A 14,400-nucleotide genomic window follows, 5' to 3' on the forward strand; every position below is an offset into this window, starting at 1 on the left:
TTTCAGCCCTCCCCGACAAGTTCTTTTTTCTTACCTCTGATAAGGAATATTCCTGCCGCAATCAGCACTATCGCAACAACAAGACTTGGGATATCCTCAAGTAAAGGATAGATGTCGTCCCAATAGCTCTCTGGTATATAGCGGACGATGATGTCTGAGATATAACTCCAAGCCATGGCAATTCCAACAAGAATCAACGCATAGGCACCAATCTTGCGCATTGTTTCTGCCTTGATCTTAAAGGCGTTTGTAGTTACAAATTCTTCCCAGATGTACTTATCCTCAAATGCAGCAAAGCTCTCATCATCAAGGCCCGCTACATTTCTGGCATGGAAGAATCCAAAGCAGTATATGAGCATTAAAACAAATAACAAAAAGTCAATCCTCATAGTTGTTATTGCCCCGCACAACAGGGCAAATACAGCAAGAATACTAAAGCCGTTTTTCATAAATCCCATGTACATTTCTGCTGCTCCTGGGCAGAAAGAAAATATAAAAGTAAAAAACTTGTTCTTTTTCCTTGGTTTCATTTTAATTTACCTCCCATTTCAAAAATGAAGTTCTCAAAGCCACCTATTATTCGATCTTTTCTTCTCTTATCGATTGCTTCTTCTCTTGAAGTCACAGAATCTTTTTCACCAGATAGGAATTCTTCAGCTTTTATCTGTGTGCCGCTTCTATCCTGACTAATAACCTCATCCCTTGTAGGAATCCTGTCACGAGAGTCTGTAATTCCTGGAGTAATGATCAGTAGCAAAAGAGCTGCTGCTATGGCAAATACTACTTTTGCCGAGTATCTGTATAATTCAGCCATGCTTTTTTCAGGTTTTGCCGAAGGGTTTTCTTTGTATATTTTCCGCAGTACTTCTGACTTTATCTGGGCTGGTGCTTGTATAAGCCCCTCATCTTCCACATTATTTATCAGTCTGTTTAGTTCTTCATCAGATAGGTATCTGTTATTGTCATTCATGAAAGAAAATCCTCCTTTCTCACCATTTTTTGTAGCATTTCCCGGGCTCTTCGAATCCTTGTCTGAACGGATTTAAGTGGCGTGTCGGTTTTTTCCGATATTTCTTTTGCCGTCATCCCATCTACAAAGTACATCTCCGCCGCAAAAGCATAAGTTTTCGGCAGATCATCGCATTTTTCCCTTATGTTTTCCACAATATCTTTTGCAAAAAATTCTTCAAAGGAGCCATCCCGCGACACTGTCTCTGGCATTTCCTCCTCTGCAGTAGGAGCTGCCCGTCTCTCCGCAGCTTTTAGATAGTCGATGCATTTGTTAGAGGCAATCCTGCATATCCAGGCCTTTTCTAAAGTTTCATCAAGGTTCTCCAAATGCTCATAGGCTGAAATGAAGGTCTCCTGAGTAATATCCTCTGCGCAGAAATAGTCACCTGTCATTTTAAGACAAATAGAGAATACGAGATTCTGATATTTATTCATCAGCTCTATTAACTTTTCCTTAGAATCTGTATTCCCCAATTTCTAGCTCCCATACGCGTTTTGGATATTTATCATTTGCTCTTCTATTATATAAAACGAAGCAGAACCAAAAAAGTCTTCAAAAATTTGAAAAAACTTTTTGAAGACTTTTTATTTGTTACCCGTAGAAGTAACTTTTGCGGATAACAACTTATGATTTACATTTGTAAAATATGCTTTCTTACAGGATCAAACTCTCTGCAAGATCCTTAAGTTCTTTTTTCCTATCATTTAAAAGTAGAAGCTTATTGTATTCATAGTAGGCCTCATTGCCAGTTTCTCTGACAAACTTAAGGCTGTAGTAGGCCTTGGACAGCTCAGTAAGGAAGATTACCATTTCCTGGCTACCAGAAAGCGACTCCTTATCGCCAAAGGTTTCTTCTATAAATTTAAAAGAGTTTGTGAGGTGTTCCCCGGTCTGCTTGTTTCGCTCCTGGCGGGCATTTTCCCTGTCGTTGAACCAGCTCTTTATGTTTTCTGCAATCCGGCTTGCATTATTTGTAAGATCAGCATCTGCAGAAACTCTTGCCTCATACTCTCTAAGAGCAGCAATTGTAAATCTTTGTACTCTCTCATCTTCCCTGCTAAGAAGACCAGCTTCAAGGTTATCCGCAAGCTCTTTTTCAAGCATAGATGCCTTATCTTCGAACCAATTTGCGGATGCATCACGACCTTCACCATTTGCAGCCGCCACTGTGATGAACTCTTTTATCAGTTCAAATAACTTTTTCTGCACAGCCTGATTCTGAGCATATTTGCGGAATTCCTCCATGAGCTTATCTGTAAGAAGTCCGATAATACTTAGTTTTTCGTCAAAAGAGCCATCTCTTAAGGCCTTCTTATCCTCTGGGAATCTTCCCTCTAAGATATCAGGAATCTTATAAAGCTCGTTGTATCTGCGATAAAGCTCATAATAAGTAGCATAATCCCTTGCTATATCAACATTCTGGAGGTACTGAACTGTAAGATTCTCATCAACAGCTATCCCAAGCTTTTCATGTACCCTTATAACTCTTGATAAATCCTCCCAGCCTCTTGCTGTTACAAATTTTCTGCCGTCAGCATCAGTCTTTATGCTGTAGAAATTATCTTTTTTAATCTCGAGATAAGCTATTATGGAGCCATGAACGCCGGCCTTATAGGCGTAATTTTTCCAGGCCTCAAAGTCCTCCTCAATATTTATTTGACGGACACGGTCAAGGGTTACAATATCAAAGTCCCTCACAGATTTATTGTACTGAGGCGGATTTCCGGCAGTTACAATAACAAAGCCATCTGGAAGCTTGTGACTTCCAAAGGTCTTATACTGAAGAAACTGAAGCATAGTTGGAGCAAGTGTTTCAGAGACGCAGTTGATCTCATCCAGGAAAAGAATTCCCTCTTTTATCCCAGTTTTTTCAATCTGCTCATAAACTGCTCCGATGATCTCGCTCATGGTGTATTCCGTCACAGAATATTTTTTTCCACCAAATTCTTTTTCAGAAATCATTGGAAGGCCTATTGCGCTCTGCCTTGTGTGGTGAGTTATGGTGTATGAAACCAGATTAACAGAAAGTTCATGAGCAATCTGCTCCATAACTGCTGTCTTACCAATTCCGGGAGGTCCTATAAGAAGAATTGGCCTTTGTTTCTCTGTTGGAATCTCATATTGTCCTGCGTCATCCTTTTCAAGATAAGCACGAACTGCATTTTTAATTTCTTCTTTTGCCTGATCTATGTTCATGGTTTTTCTCCTGTTATTATTGTTAACATGCAAGCATGTACGCATTTTGACTTTTGACACCTATATGATATACGAATTGCTCCATGACTTACGTCATTCTCGCAATTCTACAAATATTCAGAAACCGCTAATTTACTGCGTAAATTGCTAATTCCTCATATTTGTTCGGGTCATGAATTCATAATGATTATCATGTAAACATGAAATCATTATGAATTATGACACCTATATCATATATATAATTTCAGTGCCCAGTCCGGGACTTTTTCATCATCATAATCCTCATCCTGCGCAAATACAAATGCTGTATCATAGGTGGTTGGCTTATCCGGATATATTCCAAATCCATCTGTGAAATAGATGAGACCTTTAAGGTTTTCAAATTTCTTTTGCTGTCTAAGTTCTTCTACCTGTTCAAAAACAGGTCTAAAGTCAGTTCCATAGCCACCTTCCACATGAACTTCTGACGAATATTTATACATCTCATCCTTATTTTCTATAAAATCTATCCTCTGGATCTGGTTGTCGCACTGGATCACACAGATTTTTATTCTCTGGAAAAAGTTATCTCCTCCCAAAAGAAGAGCCGCTGTCTCATTTAGGAAACGCTGAACCAGGATGTCCTTGCAGGATGCTGAGGTGTCAATTGCTATAACAAGCTCCTGTATCTTTTTGACTTCCCTAAACTCATTTTCCTCTATAAGAGGCATGTTTCCGTAAAAATCCATGCCAAAAGAATACATTCCATAATCAAAGCTATCAAGATCTATTCCGCCTTCCTCACGCAGAACCTTGAACCTGTTTAAAAACTCCTTGTAGTCTGTATGTGAGGTGTTCTGTATTTTTAATAGCCAGGATAGTTTTCCAAGTCGGTCACTGTTTTCTTTTCCAATTGTCTCTATTTCAGTCTGGATGCGCTTTCCCTCTTTGTCCCAGTTTTTCTGAGCGTTCTTGATTTTTTGAAGCCTGCGAGGATTTATATATTTGGTTTTCTTCCTTCCAGCGTCATTATCAGGATTTTGTCCGCCTCCCTGAGGCTGACTATTCCTATCATTATCCTCATCTTTATTGTCTTTATCTTTATTGTCTTTATCTTTATTGTCTTTGTCTTTATTTTCCTTTATATCAGGGCTGTCAGAATCATCCAGAGGCGGAATATCCTTATCCCTGGCCTTGTCATTATCTTTATCCTGCTCATTGCTTTGATCAGAATCATCCTCTACATCCTGTAACCTTGTCCAGAAGCCGTGATCATCCAGCTTAAACTCTCTCTCAAGCTTTTCCAGTTCAAAAATATCAAGCGCATGATCTTCAGAAAAATACTTATAAAGCCGCTCAACTGTTAGAACCTTTACCCCTTTTTCAAGTAATGCGTACCATCTGTCCCTATAGTCAGAGGATACTCTGTAGATGCACTGATAGTCCATTCCGTCCAGGATAGACTCAACAACTATGTCTGCGCACAGGTCAAAAAGCCTATCATTTTCATATCTTGATGATGTATACATATGCATAAATATGCAATGTAGTAAAATATGAAGATATGTGCGGTTTAGCTTGCCTGGTTCCTCCACAAACAGCCGCAGAACGTGGCTCGGATTAAACCTTATGCTCACCGCATCTGTTCCTACCGTAGTTGTAGAAAGATCCATCTCGTAACCCAGGCTGTTAAGGGCCCCGCCAAAAAAGCGCATATCTATATAAAGCTCTGTCCTTGAAGCCTCAAGAACACGCTTGCCTGCCTGTTCAAGTTCTAATCTCTTATTGGGTATCATTGTCACCCTCTTATTCTAATCTATTCTCCCGCTCAGAAAAATGGTTTATTTTCCGAGCTTTCAAATGGGATTTGCCCCTTAACCATGATAGCACAAGAGAGAGTCGTATGCACAAAAAGCGCCGTAGGAAAAACTCCTACGGCGCAATATAACTATACCCCTAAAATATATACCCTCAATTATAAAAAACTTTTAAATGATTTCGAATGAATAATCACTAAAATCTGCCTTAAGTGCGATCTTGTGCTCTCCATTAGTCCATGTAAAGGTCATGACACTTCCGTTTGTCTGAATATCAAGCTGCGCATCAAATCCAAAGGCAGGATTGGTGTTACGAAGTCTTAATAGTTCAAGCTGCTTCTGCACTACATCCTTCTTCATAGCTTCTTCTATCTGTGGAAGGCTAAGGTTTGTTCTGTTAATTTCCTTGTGTCCGCCGGCTCCCGCGCGCTTAACAGCCTCGTGGTCATTCTTGCCAGCAAAAAGATCAAGGTACCAAACCTGTGGCTTACCTGGCATGAACATCTGGATTGCTCTTGCAAAGAGCATCTTCTTGTCGTCATCTCCAAGAGCACTGTAGTAGGTAGCATTTACCTGATAGTACATGTTCTTGGCTCCGTGAAGATCCTTGACAAATCCGCCTCTTCCAACGATAGTCTGGATCATCTCTTCGATATCTTCATCAGACAGGATTCCCTTAAGATCAAGAAGAGGAATACCATCGTGGCAGCCTAACATATTGACTACGCGGATTTTCTTTTCCTGAATCTCTCTAGCCCACTTTGCAAGCACTTCTCCGTCCTTGTGTTCAATTGCATAGATGAGCAGTCCTGGCAGGAAGAAGTCGTAGGTCATATAGCCCTTATCAGCAACGGTTTCATAGATCTTTTCCTTATAGCTTGCATGGATCTCAGGTAAAAGAGATACATTAAACTCATCAGCAAGCTTCTTGACCTTTTCAAGTACATCCCAGGTATCTGGCTCGTTAAGGAAGTTCTTCTTGCCTGGCTCCTTGGGAGCATAAGCAAAGGCATCAAGTCTTACGATCCTTGCGCCATATCCAGAGAGAGTCTTTAAGGTATTGCGGTAGTGTTCCCAAACAAGATCCGATTTGATGTTAAGATCCATCTGTCCAAGGTAGCGTCTTCCTGACTCAAGAAGGTCGATTACAGCATCCTTGTATTTCTCATATCCTGTGAAATCTATTTCTGAAGGTTTCTTGCCTTCATCAAGTCCCTTGCAGACTCTCTCAGAAAGTCTCTGAGCTGCAAGATACTGAATATCAATCTTGTCCATAAGGTCCTGAGCATCAGGGCGCTTGTACTGAACCTCCTGATAGAAGGTATTCCAATAAGGAACATCCTTGCCATCTGGCATTCTTACCATAAGGATTGGAAGTCCTGGTTTTCTAAAGAACATGTCTTTAATGTACTTCTGATCTGGCTGAATGTAGCCTTCAGAAGTCATTTCTCCGCAGCCTTCCCAGAACTTGTTCCAGTTGATAAAAAAGTCAGCATACTTGGACTTCTCACCGTTTTTAACAAGATCCTGGAACTGTGGTGAAAGAACTGACGCGTGATTTAAGATAAAATCAAGCTTTAGGTTGATCCCAAGTTTATCCAGCTTTGCAAGGTCATCTTTGTCTGCAAGCTCTTCATTGATTCCGTAGTCTATTACTGAAAAGCCACGGTCAAGATCAGTATTAAAGATACTTGGAAGGATGTAAAAAGACTGAAACACATCCTCAAACTCTTTTTTAGAAAGTACTGATACTATATCTGATAAAGTGCCACCCATGCTATCTGGATAAGCATTGAGCATAGGTCCGTTATCCACAAATTTTTTTCCCATAATGAACTCCTATAATGATGGTATACGGTCTTCATGGTCATGTAATTTTTCATGCAAGCATGAAATTTCCATGACTTTGAATCCTATATCATAAGTTGTATAGTTTCTTGAAATCCTCATAGCTTATAAGTTCTCCGGCCTTTGTAATAATGATCTTGGCCTTGTGAGCCTGTGCTACGAGTTTGTTCTGTTCAAGCTCAAGAACCATCATGGTAAATGGGCTGTCAAGCTTACCATCTCTGTTTCTGCTACGTCTGTGCTCAAGTGTCTCCTGTGGAGTGCTGTTAAGAAGAACTGGAATATCTACCTGTGACATGTAATCACTGTTTCCATGTGTCCACTCTACAATAAGTACCTGTTTCTGAGACATATCTACTTCATCGTACCAAAGAGAAGCCTCATCTCTTCCCATTCTCTTAAGGAAAAGTTTGTCTGCACCATCCTTGAAGGCTTTCATGATCTGATCAACTTCCTCAAAGTCTGTCTCCTTGGGAGTTCCAAGATATGCATCAAGGCACTTTCTGCCACCCTCAAGGTAGCTTCCAAACCATGTGTCAGTTTCCGCATGTGCAGCATTAGCATCATCTTCTGCAATCTGCCACTTCTTTAATACTTCCATATTCTGCGCAGACATGACACCTGCGTCAACCATTGCTCTTATGCCGCCTTCTCTAAATACATGAAGTCTTTCGGCATCGTTGTACATAGGAATACGATGTGGATAATTATCTCCAGACATTGTATAACTACCGATTCCTACCTGTTCAAGCAAATATGACAGGCATGACGCAATTTCAGATTTTCCCACTCCAGAACCACCGCAGACAGCAATTACTGCTCGTCCATACTTGTTTTCCTTGAAAGTCTTTTCAAGTTCATCTACTAATTTAGAAAAAATAGTCTTAGCCTTGGCTGTATGACTATCACCAATTTCAACTTTATCCCCAGGCATATCACCATGTGGAATGTCGGCAGGAATTGTAATTGCTGCCACCTTTTCTTTTGCTCCGGAAAGCTTTGCAATTACTTCATCGGAACTAGCTGCTATTCTATTGTATTGTTTGTTCATAATTCTCCTCTTTCTTTAAAAAAGGCACTTTGCATGATCCAATAATAGAACCACCCATAAATTGAATTGCGTGCAATTGTACCAAACGCCAAACGTTTTTCTTGTTCAAAATGCATAAATATACATTGAACACAACTTATGTTTTTGACAACTTATGTCCCACCGTGTTATTTTGAACACAAGATACAATAACTTTTTTTCTTTGTAAAGACCAAAATAATTTATGATCACAATAAAAGAGATTGCAAAACAACTAAATATGAGCACTACAACGGTTTCAAATGTTATCCATGGAAAAACCAGCGAAGTGTCTGATGATACAAAAAAGAAGGTCCAGGAATTTTTAGACAAGGTTGACTACGTCCCAAACATTAGCGCACGTAATCTGGCGCAGAACGAGTCCAAGATCATAGGGCTTGCCCTGAAGGCCAGAGCTGACAAATATGAGAACCTTATCATGGATCCTTTCGTTTCAGAACTTATAGGTGGTGTCGAGGAGACTATCAGAAATGCCGGCTACTTCATGATGCTGTACATTTCAAGTGACACTACAGAAATCATGCGCCATGTCTCTACCTGGAATGTAGATGGCCTGATTCTTTTTGGTATGATTGGTGATGATGGCATCCGTGTCAGTGAGAAATATAAAAAGCCAATTGTCTGCATAGACACATACAGTATCGAGGGGCTCAAGCATTTCACCAATGTTGGACTGGATGATGAACAGGGAACATATGACATCACAAAATATCTCATCAAGCAAGGTCACAAGAAAATAGCCTTCCTCTCAGATAATATGACAGGTGTCGATCTTGCCCGATTGAACGGTTACCAGAAAGCGCTTGCAGATGCAGGACTCAAATACAAGCCTGACAGCTTCTTAAAGATCCGTCCCAGAACTGAAGACATCGAGGAAAGTTTGGAGGAAATCTGCAAGAGATCCAAAGACTTTACCGCTATCGTTTGTGTATCAGATCTTTATGCTGTAACACTTATGGCAGCCCTTGAAGATCGCGGCATCTCAGTTCCAGATGATATTTCAATCGTCGGATTTGATGACAATATGCTTGGTAAATATCACAGGCCTGCACTAACTACAGTTCATCAGGATATCAAGTTAAAGGGAGTCACCGCTGCTGATACGCTGCTTAAACAGTTGTCAGGTCAGAAAACTCCCAATCAGATACAGCTTCCGACAAAGCTCATCATAAGAGATACAGTAAAAAAGGTTAACTGAATGGTTAACCTTTTTTGTTTTACAGACTATTTCTGCTCATAGCATTGTACATTCTGTACAATTTTACTTTTGCGCATAAGTTTTGACTTTTCGCTATATTGCGTATATTTGTTTATTATTATTTTATATTTTAATAAAAAATTTATACACCCGCAGAGCTTGCCATATGTAGCTTTGCGGTTTTTTGCATTTTTTGGTTCCGGTTTTTTTGCGTTTTTGGCTTGTTTTTTGTGCATTTGTGTGGTATTTTGAATTTAGCGTACAACTTATGCGCAAAAGGAACCACCAATTTTTTAATGTGTTATAGCAAAATGCACAAAAGGAGGATTACAAAATGAAAAAGAAACTCATGTCAGTTCTTTTAGCTGGCGCTATGGCTGCTTCACTTGTAGCTTGCGGCGAGACAGCTACTGACACAACAACAACTTCATCTGACAACACCGAGTCACAGACAACAGAAGCTCCTGCTGCTGAGACACCAGCTGCAGAGACAACTGATGCTGCTGCATCTGTTGAGCCTGTTCGTCTTCTTAATGGTAAGCCTGAGATTGATGCTCAGATGCAGGCTCTTGCAGCTAAGTACCAGGAAGAGACAGGTAATGTTCTCACAGTTGAGACAATCGGTGGTGACACAAACGCTTCTGATGAGCTCAAGAAAATGTATCAGGCAGATAACATGCCAGATATCTTCGTTATCGAAGCTAACCAGACAGCTACTTGGGACGGAATGCTTGCTGACCTTTCAGATTGCGAGTGGACAGGCAAGACTGGTTTCGAACTTGTAGATGCTAGCATGGGAACAATCGGATTCCCTTACACTGTTGAGGCTACAGCTCTTGGTTACAACGCTGACCTTCTTGCTAAGGCTGGCGTAGATCCTTCAACTCTTACAAGCCCTGATGCTTGGAAGGCAGCTTGCGAAACACTCGATGCCAAGAAGGACGAGCTTGGAATCACAGCAGTATTTGGTTGGTGCGCAGAGCCTGCAAACCTTGGATGGTCTTCAGGTACACACGTATTTGGTCAGTATCTTGACGCTGGACTTAAGGCTGATGACACAACATACATCGACCTTCTTAACGACGGTGGTAAGATTGACGAAGAGAGAATGACAAAGTTTGCTGAGTTCATCGGCATGATGAACCAGTATTCAGATCCTGCTCTTCTTGTAGACGGCACATATGATAATCAGGTTGCTGGCTTCAAGGATGGCAAATATGTATTTATCACACAGGGTAACTGGTGCGTAACATCTCCTGATGACGTATCATTCGAGTGCGGATTTGCTCCTTATGCATTTGAGGATGGAATCAACACAATCATCGCTGGACCACCTTCATACTGGGTAGCTTACTCTGAGGGTAATGTTGATGGTGCTAAGGCATTCTTTAACTGGTGCGCAGGCGACTCAGCTCAGAACATTCTTGTTAATGACGCTGGTCTTGTTTCTCCATTTGATGATTGCCAGTACGAGGCTGTTAACCCATTCTATAAGAGCATGAAGAGCTACATCGATGCTGGTAACTATTCAGGATGGCACACAATGCTCAAGAAGGACGGCCTTCAGAACACAACTTGCCAGGTATTTGCTGACTATGCAAAGGGCAAGATTGCTACAGCTGAGGACTTCACTTCTACAATTTCTCAGGTTATCACAAGCTACTACAACAACTAATATTATTGAACTTAGGGGGCAGGGCTTAATGCCCTGCCCATTTTTAACTAACTTTCCACTAGATTTTTGAACTTTCTTTTTACTCACGAAAGGGGAATTACACATGAGTACTTTTTCTATGACAAGAAAATTAACTTCTTTTGTAAGCCTCATCGCGGGAATTGCGCTTGCAATCGGGGGACTTATCCTTGCCATCCTAGGCCAGGGTAAAAGCTACAGGGGCGCAGTACTTGTGTGTGGCGTTTTACTTTTCTTTTGGGGACTATATCTTTTTCCAACACTTAAACATCACCGCACAATCATAAACATAATATTCCTGTTTCCTCTTCTGTTTGCATTCGCAGTAACAGTCATAATACCGCTTGTTCTTGGTATTGGTTACTCATTTACTGACTGGAATGGAATCAGAATCAAGAATGTTGTTGGTATTGCCAACTATGCCAGAATGTTCAGGCAACCGAGCTTTTTATGGTCAATTCTCATAACATTCTTATTTGTAGTATTTAACATGATCCTTGTTAACCTTGTTGCTTTCCTGCTTGCTCTTTTGTGCACTTCCAAGATTAAGGGCCTCGGATTCTTCAGAGCAGCATACTTCCTTCCAAACCTTATTGGCGGAATCGTACTTGGTTACATTTGGCAGTTCATTTTCAGTAACGTAGTTACTAAGTTTACTGGAACTTATTCAATGCTTTCGGATACAAAGACAGCCTTCATGGCTATCATTATCGTATATATCTGGCAGTACGCAGGTTACATTATGTTGATCTACATCACAGGCCTTAACACTATTCCTGGTGATGTACTTGAAGCTTCTGCCATTGATGGTGCAAATCCTACTCAGACTCTTTTCAACATCAAGATTCCTATGATCGCACCTACAATCACAATCTGTACTTTCCTTACACTTACATCTGCTTTCAAACAGTTTGATGTAAACCTTGCACTTACAAATGGTACTGGTTCAGTTAATTTCCTCGGAAACTATCTGACAAACGGTACAGAGATGCTGGCACTTAACATTTACAGCACAGCAGTTATCAACAACGAATATGCCTTTGGTGAAGCCAAGGCCGTTCTGTTCTTCATAATACTTGCAACAGTTTCAATAATTCAGGTACGTATATCTAATAAGAAGGAGGTGGAATTATAATGCATAGAAAAGAAAAGACATCCAGCGTAGTAATAAGACTTATTATCGCTATTATAATTGCTATTTATGTATTATTCCCATTCTTCCTTGTTGTTATCAACTCCTGCAAGCAGACAGATGATATAACAAGAAATCCTATAGGCTTCAATGGAGCAAGTTTTGAACAGCTCTTTTCTAACCTTAAGGATGTTATCGGTAACACACATTTCCTGTTCTGGCAGGCATTTGGTTATTCACTTCTTATTACAGTAGTTTCCCTTGTACTTCTTGCTTTATTTGGAGCAATGGCTGCATGGGTCATCTGCCGTAACAAGACAGTTTGGTCAACTGTTATCTACTTTACCTTCATCGCATCCATGATAATACCTTTCCAAGTAGTAATGCTCCCACTTATTTCTACCTTCCGCGATGTTGGTAAGTTTATTGGTATTCCTATGCTTCAGTCCGTGCCAGGTATTGTATTTGCATACCTTGGCTTCGGCGGAGCCATGACAGTATTTATCCTTAACGGATTTATCAAGGGAGTTCCTTATGATCTTGAGGAAGCTGCATCTATCGATGGTTGCTCACCTGAGCAGACCTTCTTCCAGATCATCTTCCCACTTCTGACACCTGTTATCACAACAGTATCAATCCTTAATGGTATGTGGATCTGGAATGACTACCTTCTTCCTTCCATGATGCTTGGTCAGAATGGTGCAGTTAAGACACTTCCTGTTGCAGTTCAGGCGTTTGTTGGATCTTATGTTAAGCAGTGGAACATGATCCTTGCCGCTGCCCTTCTTGCAATCGTACCAATGGTGATTGTATTCCTTATCGCTCAGCGTCAGATCATGGATGGAATGATTGAGGGTGCTGTAAAAGGTTAATCAACTACTTTTAAAAAAAGAGGCTGTCACGCGACAGCCTCTTTTTTCTATATTTTGACACCTATATCAAAGTGAATATTTAACCTTATCCTCTACGCTGATAGATTCACCAATCTGAACCTCAATAAGCTTGAGTTCTGTATCTGCAAATACTGTATGCTTGCATCCAGCCTGCATCTTGATAACATCTCCAGGAGCTACCTTCTCTTCTATTCCCTCAACAACAGTTCTACCTGTTCCTGAAATTACAACCCAAACCTCATCTCTGTGGTTATGGCTATGATAGTTCATAGAATGACCAGCATTTAATGTAACCTTGATTGTCATGCTGCCTGGCTCAACATCAATAACCTTGAAATTACCCCAGCTCTTTTCAGCAAACATAATCTGCTGCTCAAAGCTATCAACAAATGGCTTGATATATGAGCTCTGTTCCTTGTCAGAAACAAGAATTCCCTCTGGAGAAGCAGATATAACAACATCTGTAAGTCCCATAGCAAGTACAGGAACATCCATTTCATTTACAATATGTACACCCTTACAGGTCTCATTTAAAACGCCCTTACCTACAACGCTCTCTTCCATGGCCTCAGTAAGAGTATTCCAGGTTCCAAGATCCTTCCACTGTCCGCCGAAACGCATAACCTGGATCTTGTCCTCTTTTTCTACTACAGCGTAGTCAAAAGAAATCTTGGTAAGAGTATCATATTTCTCAAACAGATCCTGATAGTTTGTAAAATCAATAAGCTCATGAGCCTTATCAAGAACGTATTTAAGCTTGTAGGCAAAAACACCACCGTTCCAAAGTGCGCCCTGGCTAATATACTCCTTGGCTACTTCCATTGAAGGCTTTTCCTTAAAAGTAGAAACGCTGCTTACTTCATCCTTGGAAGCAGGGATGATATAACCGTATTTCTCAGAAGGATATGTAGGCTCTATTCCCATAAGTACAAGATTAGCCTCTCCCTTATCAGCCTGCTGTGAAAGGGCCTTTAAAGCGTCAAAATAGTCATCCTCAACATAAGGATCTACAGGACATACAACAACTGACTCTTCAGGATCAACTCCCTGAACATCTACAAGATATGCTGTAGCAAGAGCAATAGCTGGGAAAGTATCCCTTCTGCAAGGCTCGATTGAGATTCCTACATCTTCCCCAAGCTGATTGTGGATAGATGAAACCTGGGCCTTACTAGTTGCGATAGTTACTGTTGCGTCCTGATCCACACGCTTTATCTGACGATAAACTCTCTGCACCATGGATTCATAAGATCCGTCTTCCTTTTTAAAGATCTTTATAAACTGCTTAGATCTGATATCGTTTGAAAGTGGCCAAAGGCGCTTTCCTGAGCCACCGGATAAAAGTACAATATTCATTTTCTTCCTTACTTCTTCCTTATTATTTATTATGTGCATAAAGAGAAAATCCTCCGTGATAATCTCGGGCTAAAAACAGCTACATTTATGCTACATGATACTATATCATTAATCTATTAAACCCTGAAAGAAAAAACTGCAAAAATTTCTCTTTCAGGGTTATAAATATTCTGATCAAATTATCTG

At 40.5% G+C, this 14,400-nt stretch carries 12 protein-coding genes; 4 read left to right on the forward strand and 8 right to left on the reverse strand.

What is annotated here, in order from left to right; translation table 11 throughout:
- Positions 1-2: 2 nt before the first annotated feature.
- The 7 genes from G631_RS20510 to G631_RS0116965 form a co-directional block, all read right to left on the reverse strand.
- A complete protein-coding gene (locus G631_RS20510) occupies positions 3-530 on the reverse strand; it encodes a hypothetical protein (protein WP_051197350.1) in 528 nt (175 codons plus the stop codon).
- On the reverse strand, positions 527-970 hold the full coding sequence (locus G631_RS0116940) for a hypothetical protein (RefSeq protein ID WP_026490448.1): 444 nt from the start codon (positions 968-970) through the stop codon (positions 527-529). Before G631_RS0116940 ends, G631_RS20510 begins: the two co-directional genes overlap by 4 nt.
- A complete protein-coding gene (locus G631_RS0116945; RefSeq protein ID WP_026490449.1) occupies positions 967-1,485 on the reverse strand; it encodes an RNA polymerase sigma factor in 519 nt (172 codons plus the stop codon). Before G631_RS0116945 ends, G631_RS0116940 begins: the two co-directional genes overlap by 4 nt.
- 181 nt (positions 1,486-1,666) lie before the next feature.
- Positions 1,667-3,208 (reverse strand): ATP-binding protein, encoded by a 1,542-nt coding sequence (locus G631_RS0116950; protein ID WP_026490450.1) that lies wholly within the window; start codon positions 3,206-3,208, stop codon positions 1,667-1,669.
- Between the two features lie 230 nt (positions 3,209-3,438).
- Positions 3,439-4,983, reverse strand: coding sequence for a vWA domain-containing protein (locus tag G631_RS19675; protein WP_051197351.1), 1,545 nt, complete (start codon positions 4,981-4,983; stop codon positions 3,439-3,441).
- A gap of 192 nt (positions 4,984-5,175) precedes the next feature.
- On the reverse strand, positions 5,176-6,834 hold the full coding sequence (locus G631_RS19680; protein WP_035789978.1) for an alpha-amylase family glycosyl hydrolase: 1,659 nt from the start codon (positions 6,832-6,834) through the stop codon (positions 5,176-5,178).
- An 88-nt stretch (positions 6,835-6,922) separates the two neighbouring features.
- Positions 6,923-7,903: an adenylylsulfate kinase gene (locus G631_RS0116965; protein WP_081671400.1), complete on the reverse strand. Its 981-nt coding sequence runs from the start codon at positions 7,901-7,903 to the stop codon at positions 6,923-6,925.
- Between the two features lie 223 nt (positions 7,904-8,126).
- Between G631_RS0116965 and G631_RS0116970 the strand changes: the two genes are divergently transcribed.
- The 4 genes from G631_RS0116970 to G631_RS0116985 all read left to right on the forward strand — a co-directional run bounded on the left by G631_RS0116970 (position 8,127) and on the right by G631_RS0116985 (position 12,837).
- Positions 8,127-9,140 (forward strand): LacI family DNA-binding transcriptional regulator, encoded by a 1,014-nt coding sequence (locus G631_RS0116970; RefSeq protein ID WP_026490452.1) that lies wholly within the window; start codon positions 8,127-8,129, stop codon positions 9,138-9,140.
- A gap of 334 nt (positions 9,141-9,474) precedes the next feature.
- Complete coding sequence (locus G631_RS0116975; protein ID WP_026490453.1) at positions 9,475-10,815, forward strand: ABC transporter substrate-binding protein; 1,341 nt, start codon at positions 9,475-9,477, stop codon at positions 10,813-10,815.
- A gap of 103 nt (positions 10,816-10,918) precedes the next feature.
- A complete protein-coding gene (locus G631_RS0116980; RefSeq protein ID WP_026490454.1) occupies positions 10,919-11,968 on the forward strand; it encodes a carbohydrate ABC transporter permease in 1,050 nt (349 codons plus the stop codon).
- Positions 11,968-12,837 (forward strand): carbohydrate ABC transporter permease, encoded by an 870-nt coding sequence (locus G631_RS0116985; protein ID WP_026490455.1) that lies wholly within the window; start codon positions 11,968-11,970, stop codon positions 12,835-12,837. Before G631_RS0116980 ends, G631_RS0116985 begins: the two co-directional genes overlap by 1 nt.
- Before the next feature lie 66 nt (positions 12,838-12,903).
- Here the strand turns inward: G631_RS0116985 and G631_RS0116990 are convergent, their stop codons facing one another.
- Positions 12,904-14,214, reverse strand: coding sequence for a sugar phosphate nucleotidyltransferase (locus tag G631_RS0116990; protein ID WP_026490456.1), 1,311 nt, complete (start codon positions 14,212-14,214; stop codon positions 12,904-12,906).
- Between the last annotated feature and the right edge of the window lie 186 nt (positions 14,215-14,400).

Origin of the sequence: Butyrivibrio sp. XBB1001, assembly GCF_000424505.1 — a bacterium.
GTDB lineage: Bacteria > Bacillota > Clostridia > Lachnospirales > Lachnospiraceae > Butyrivibrio.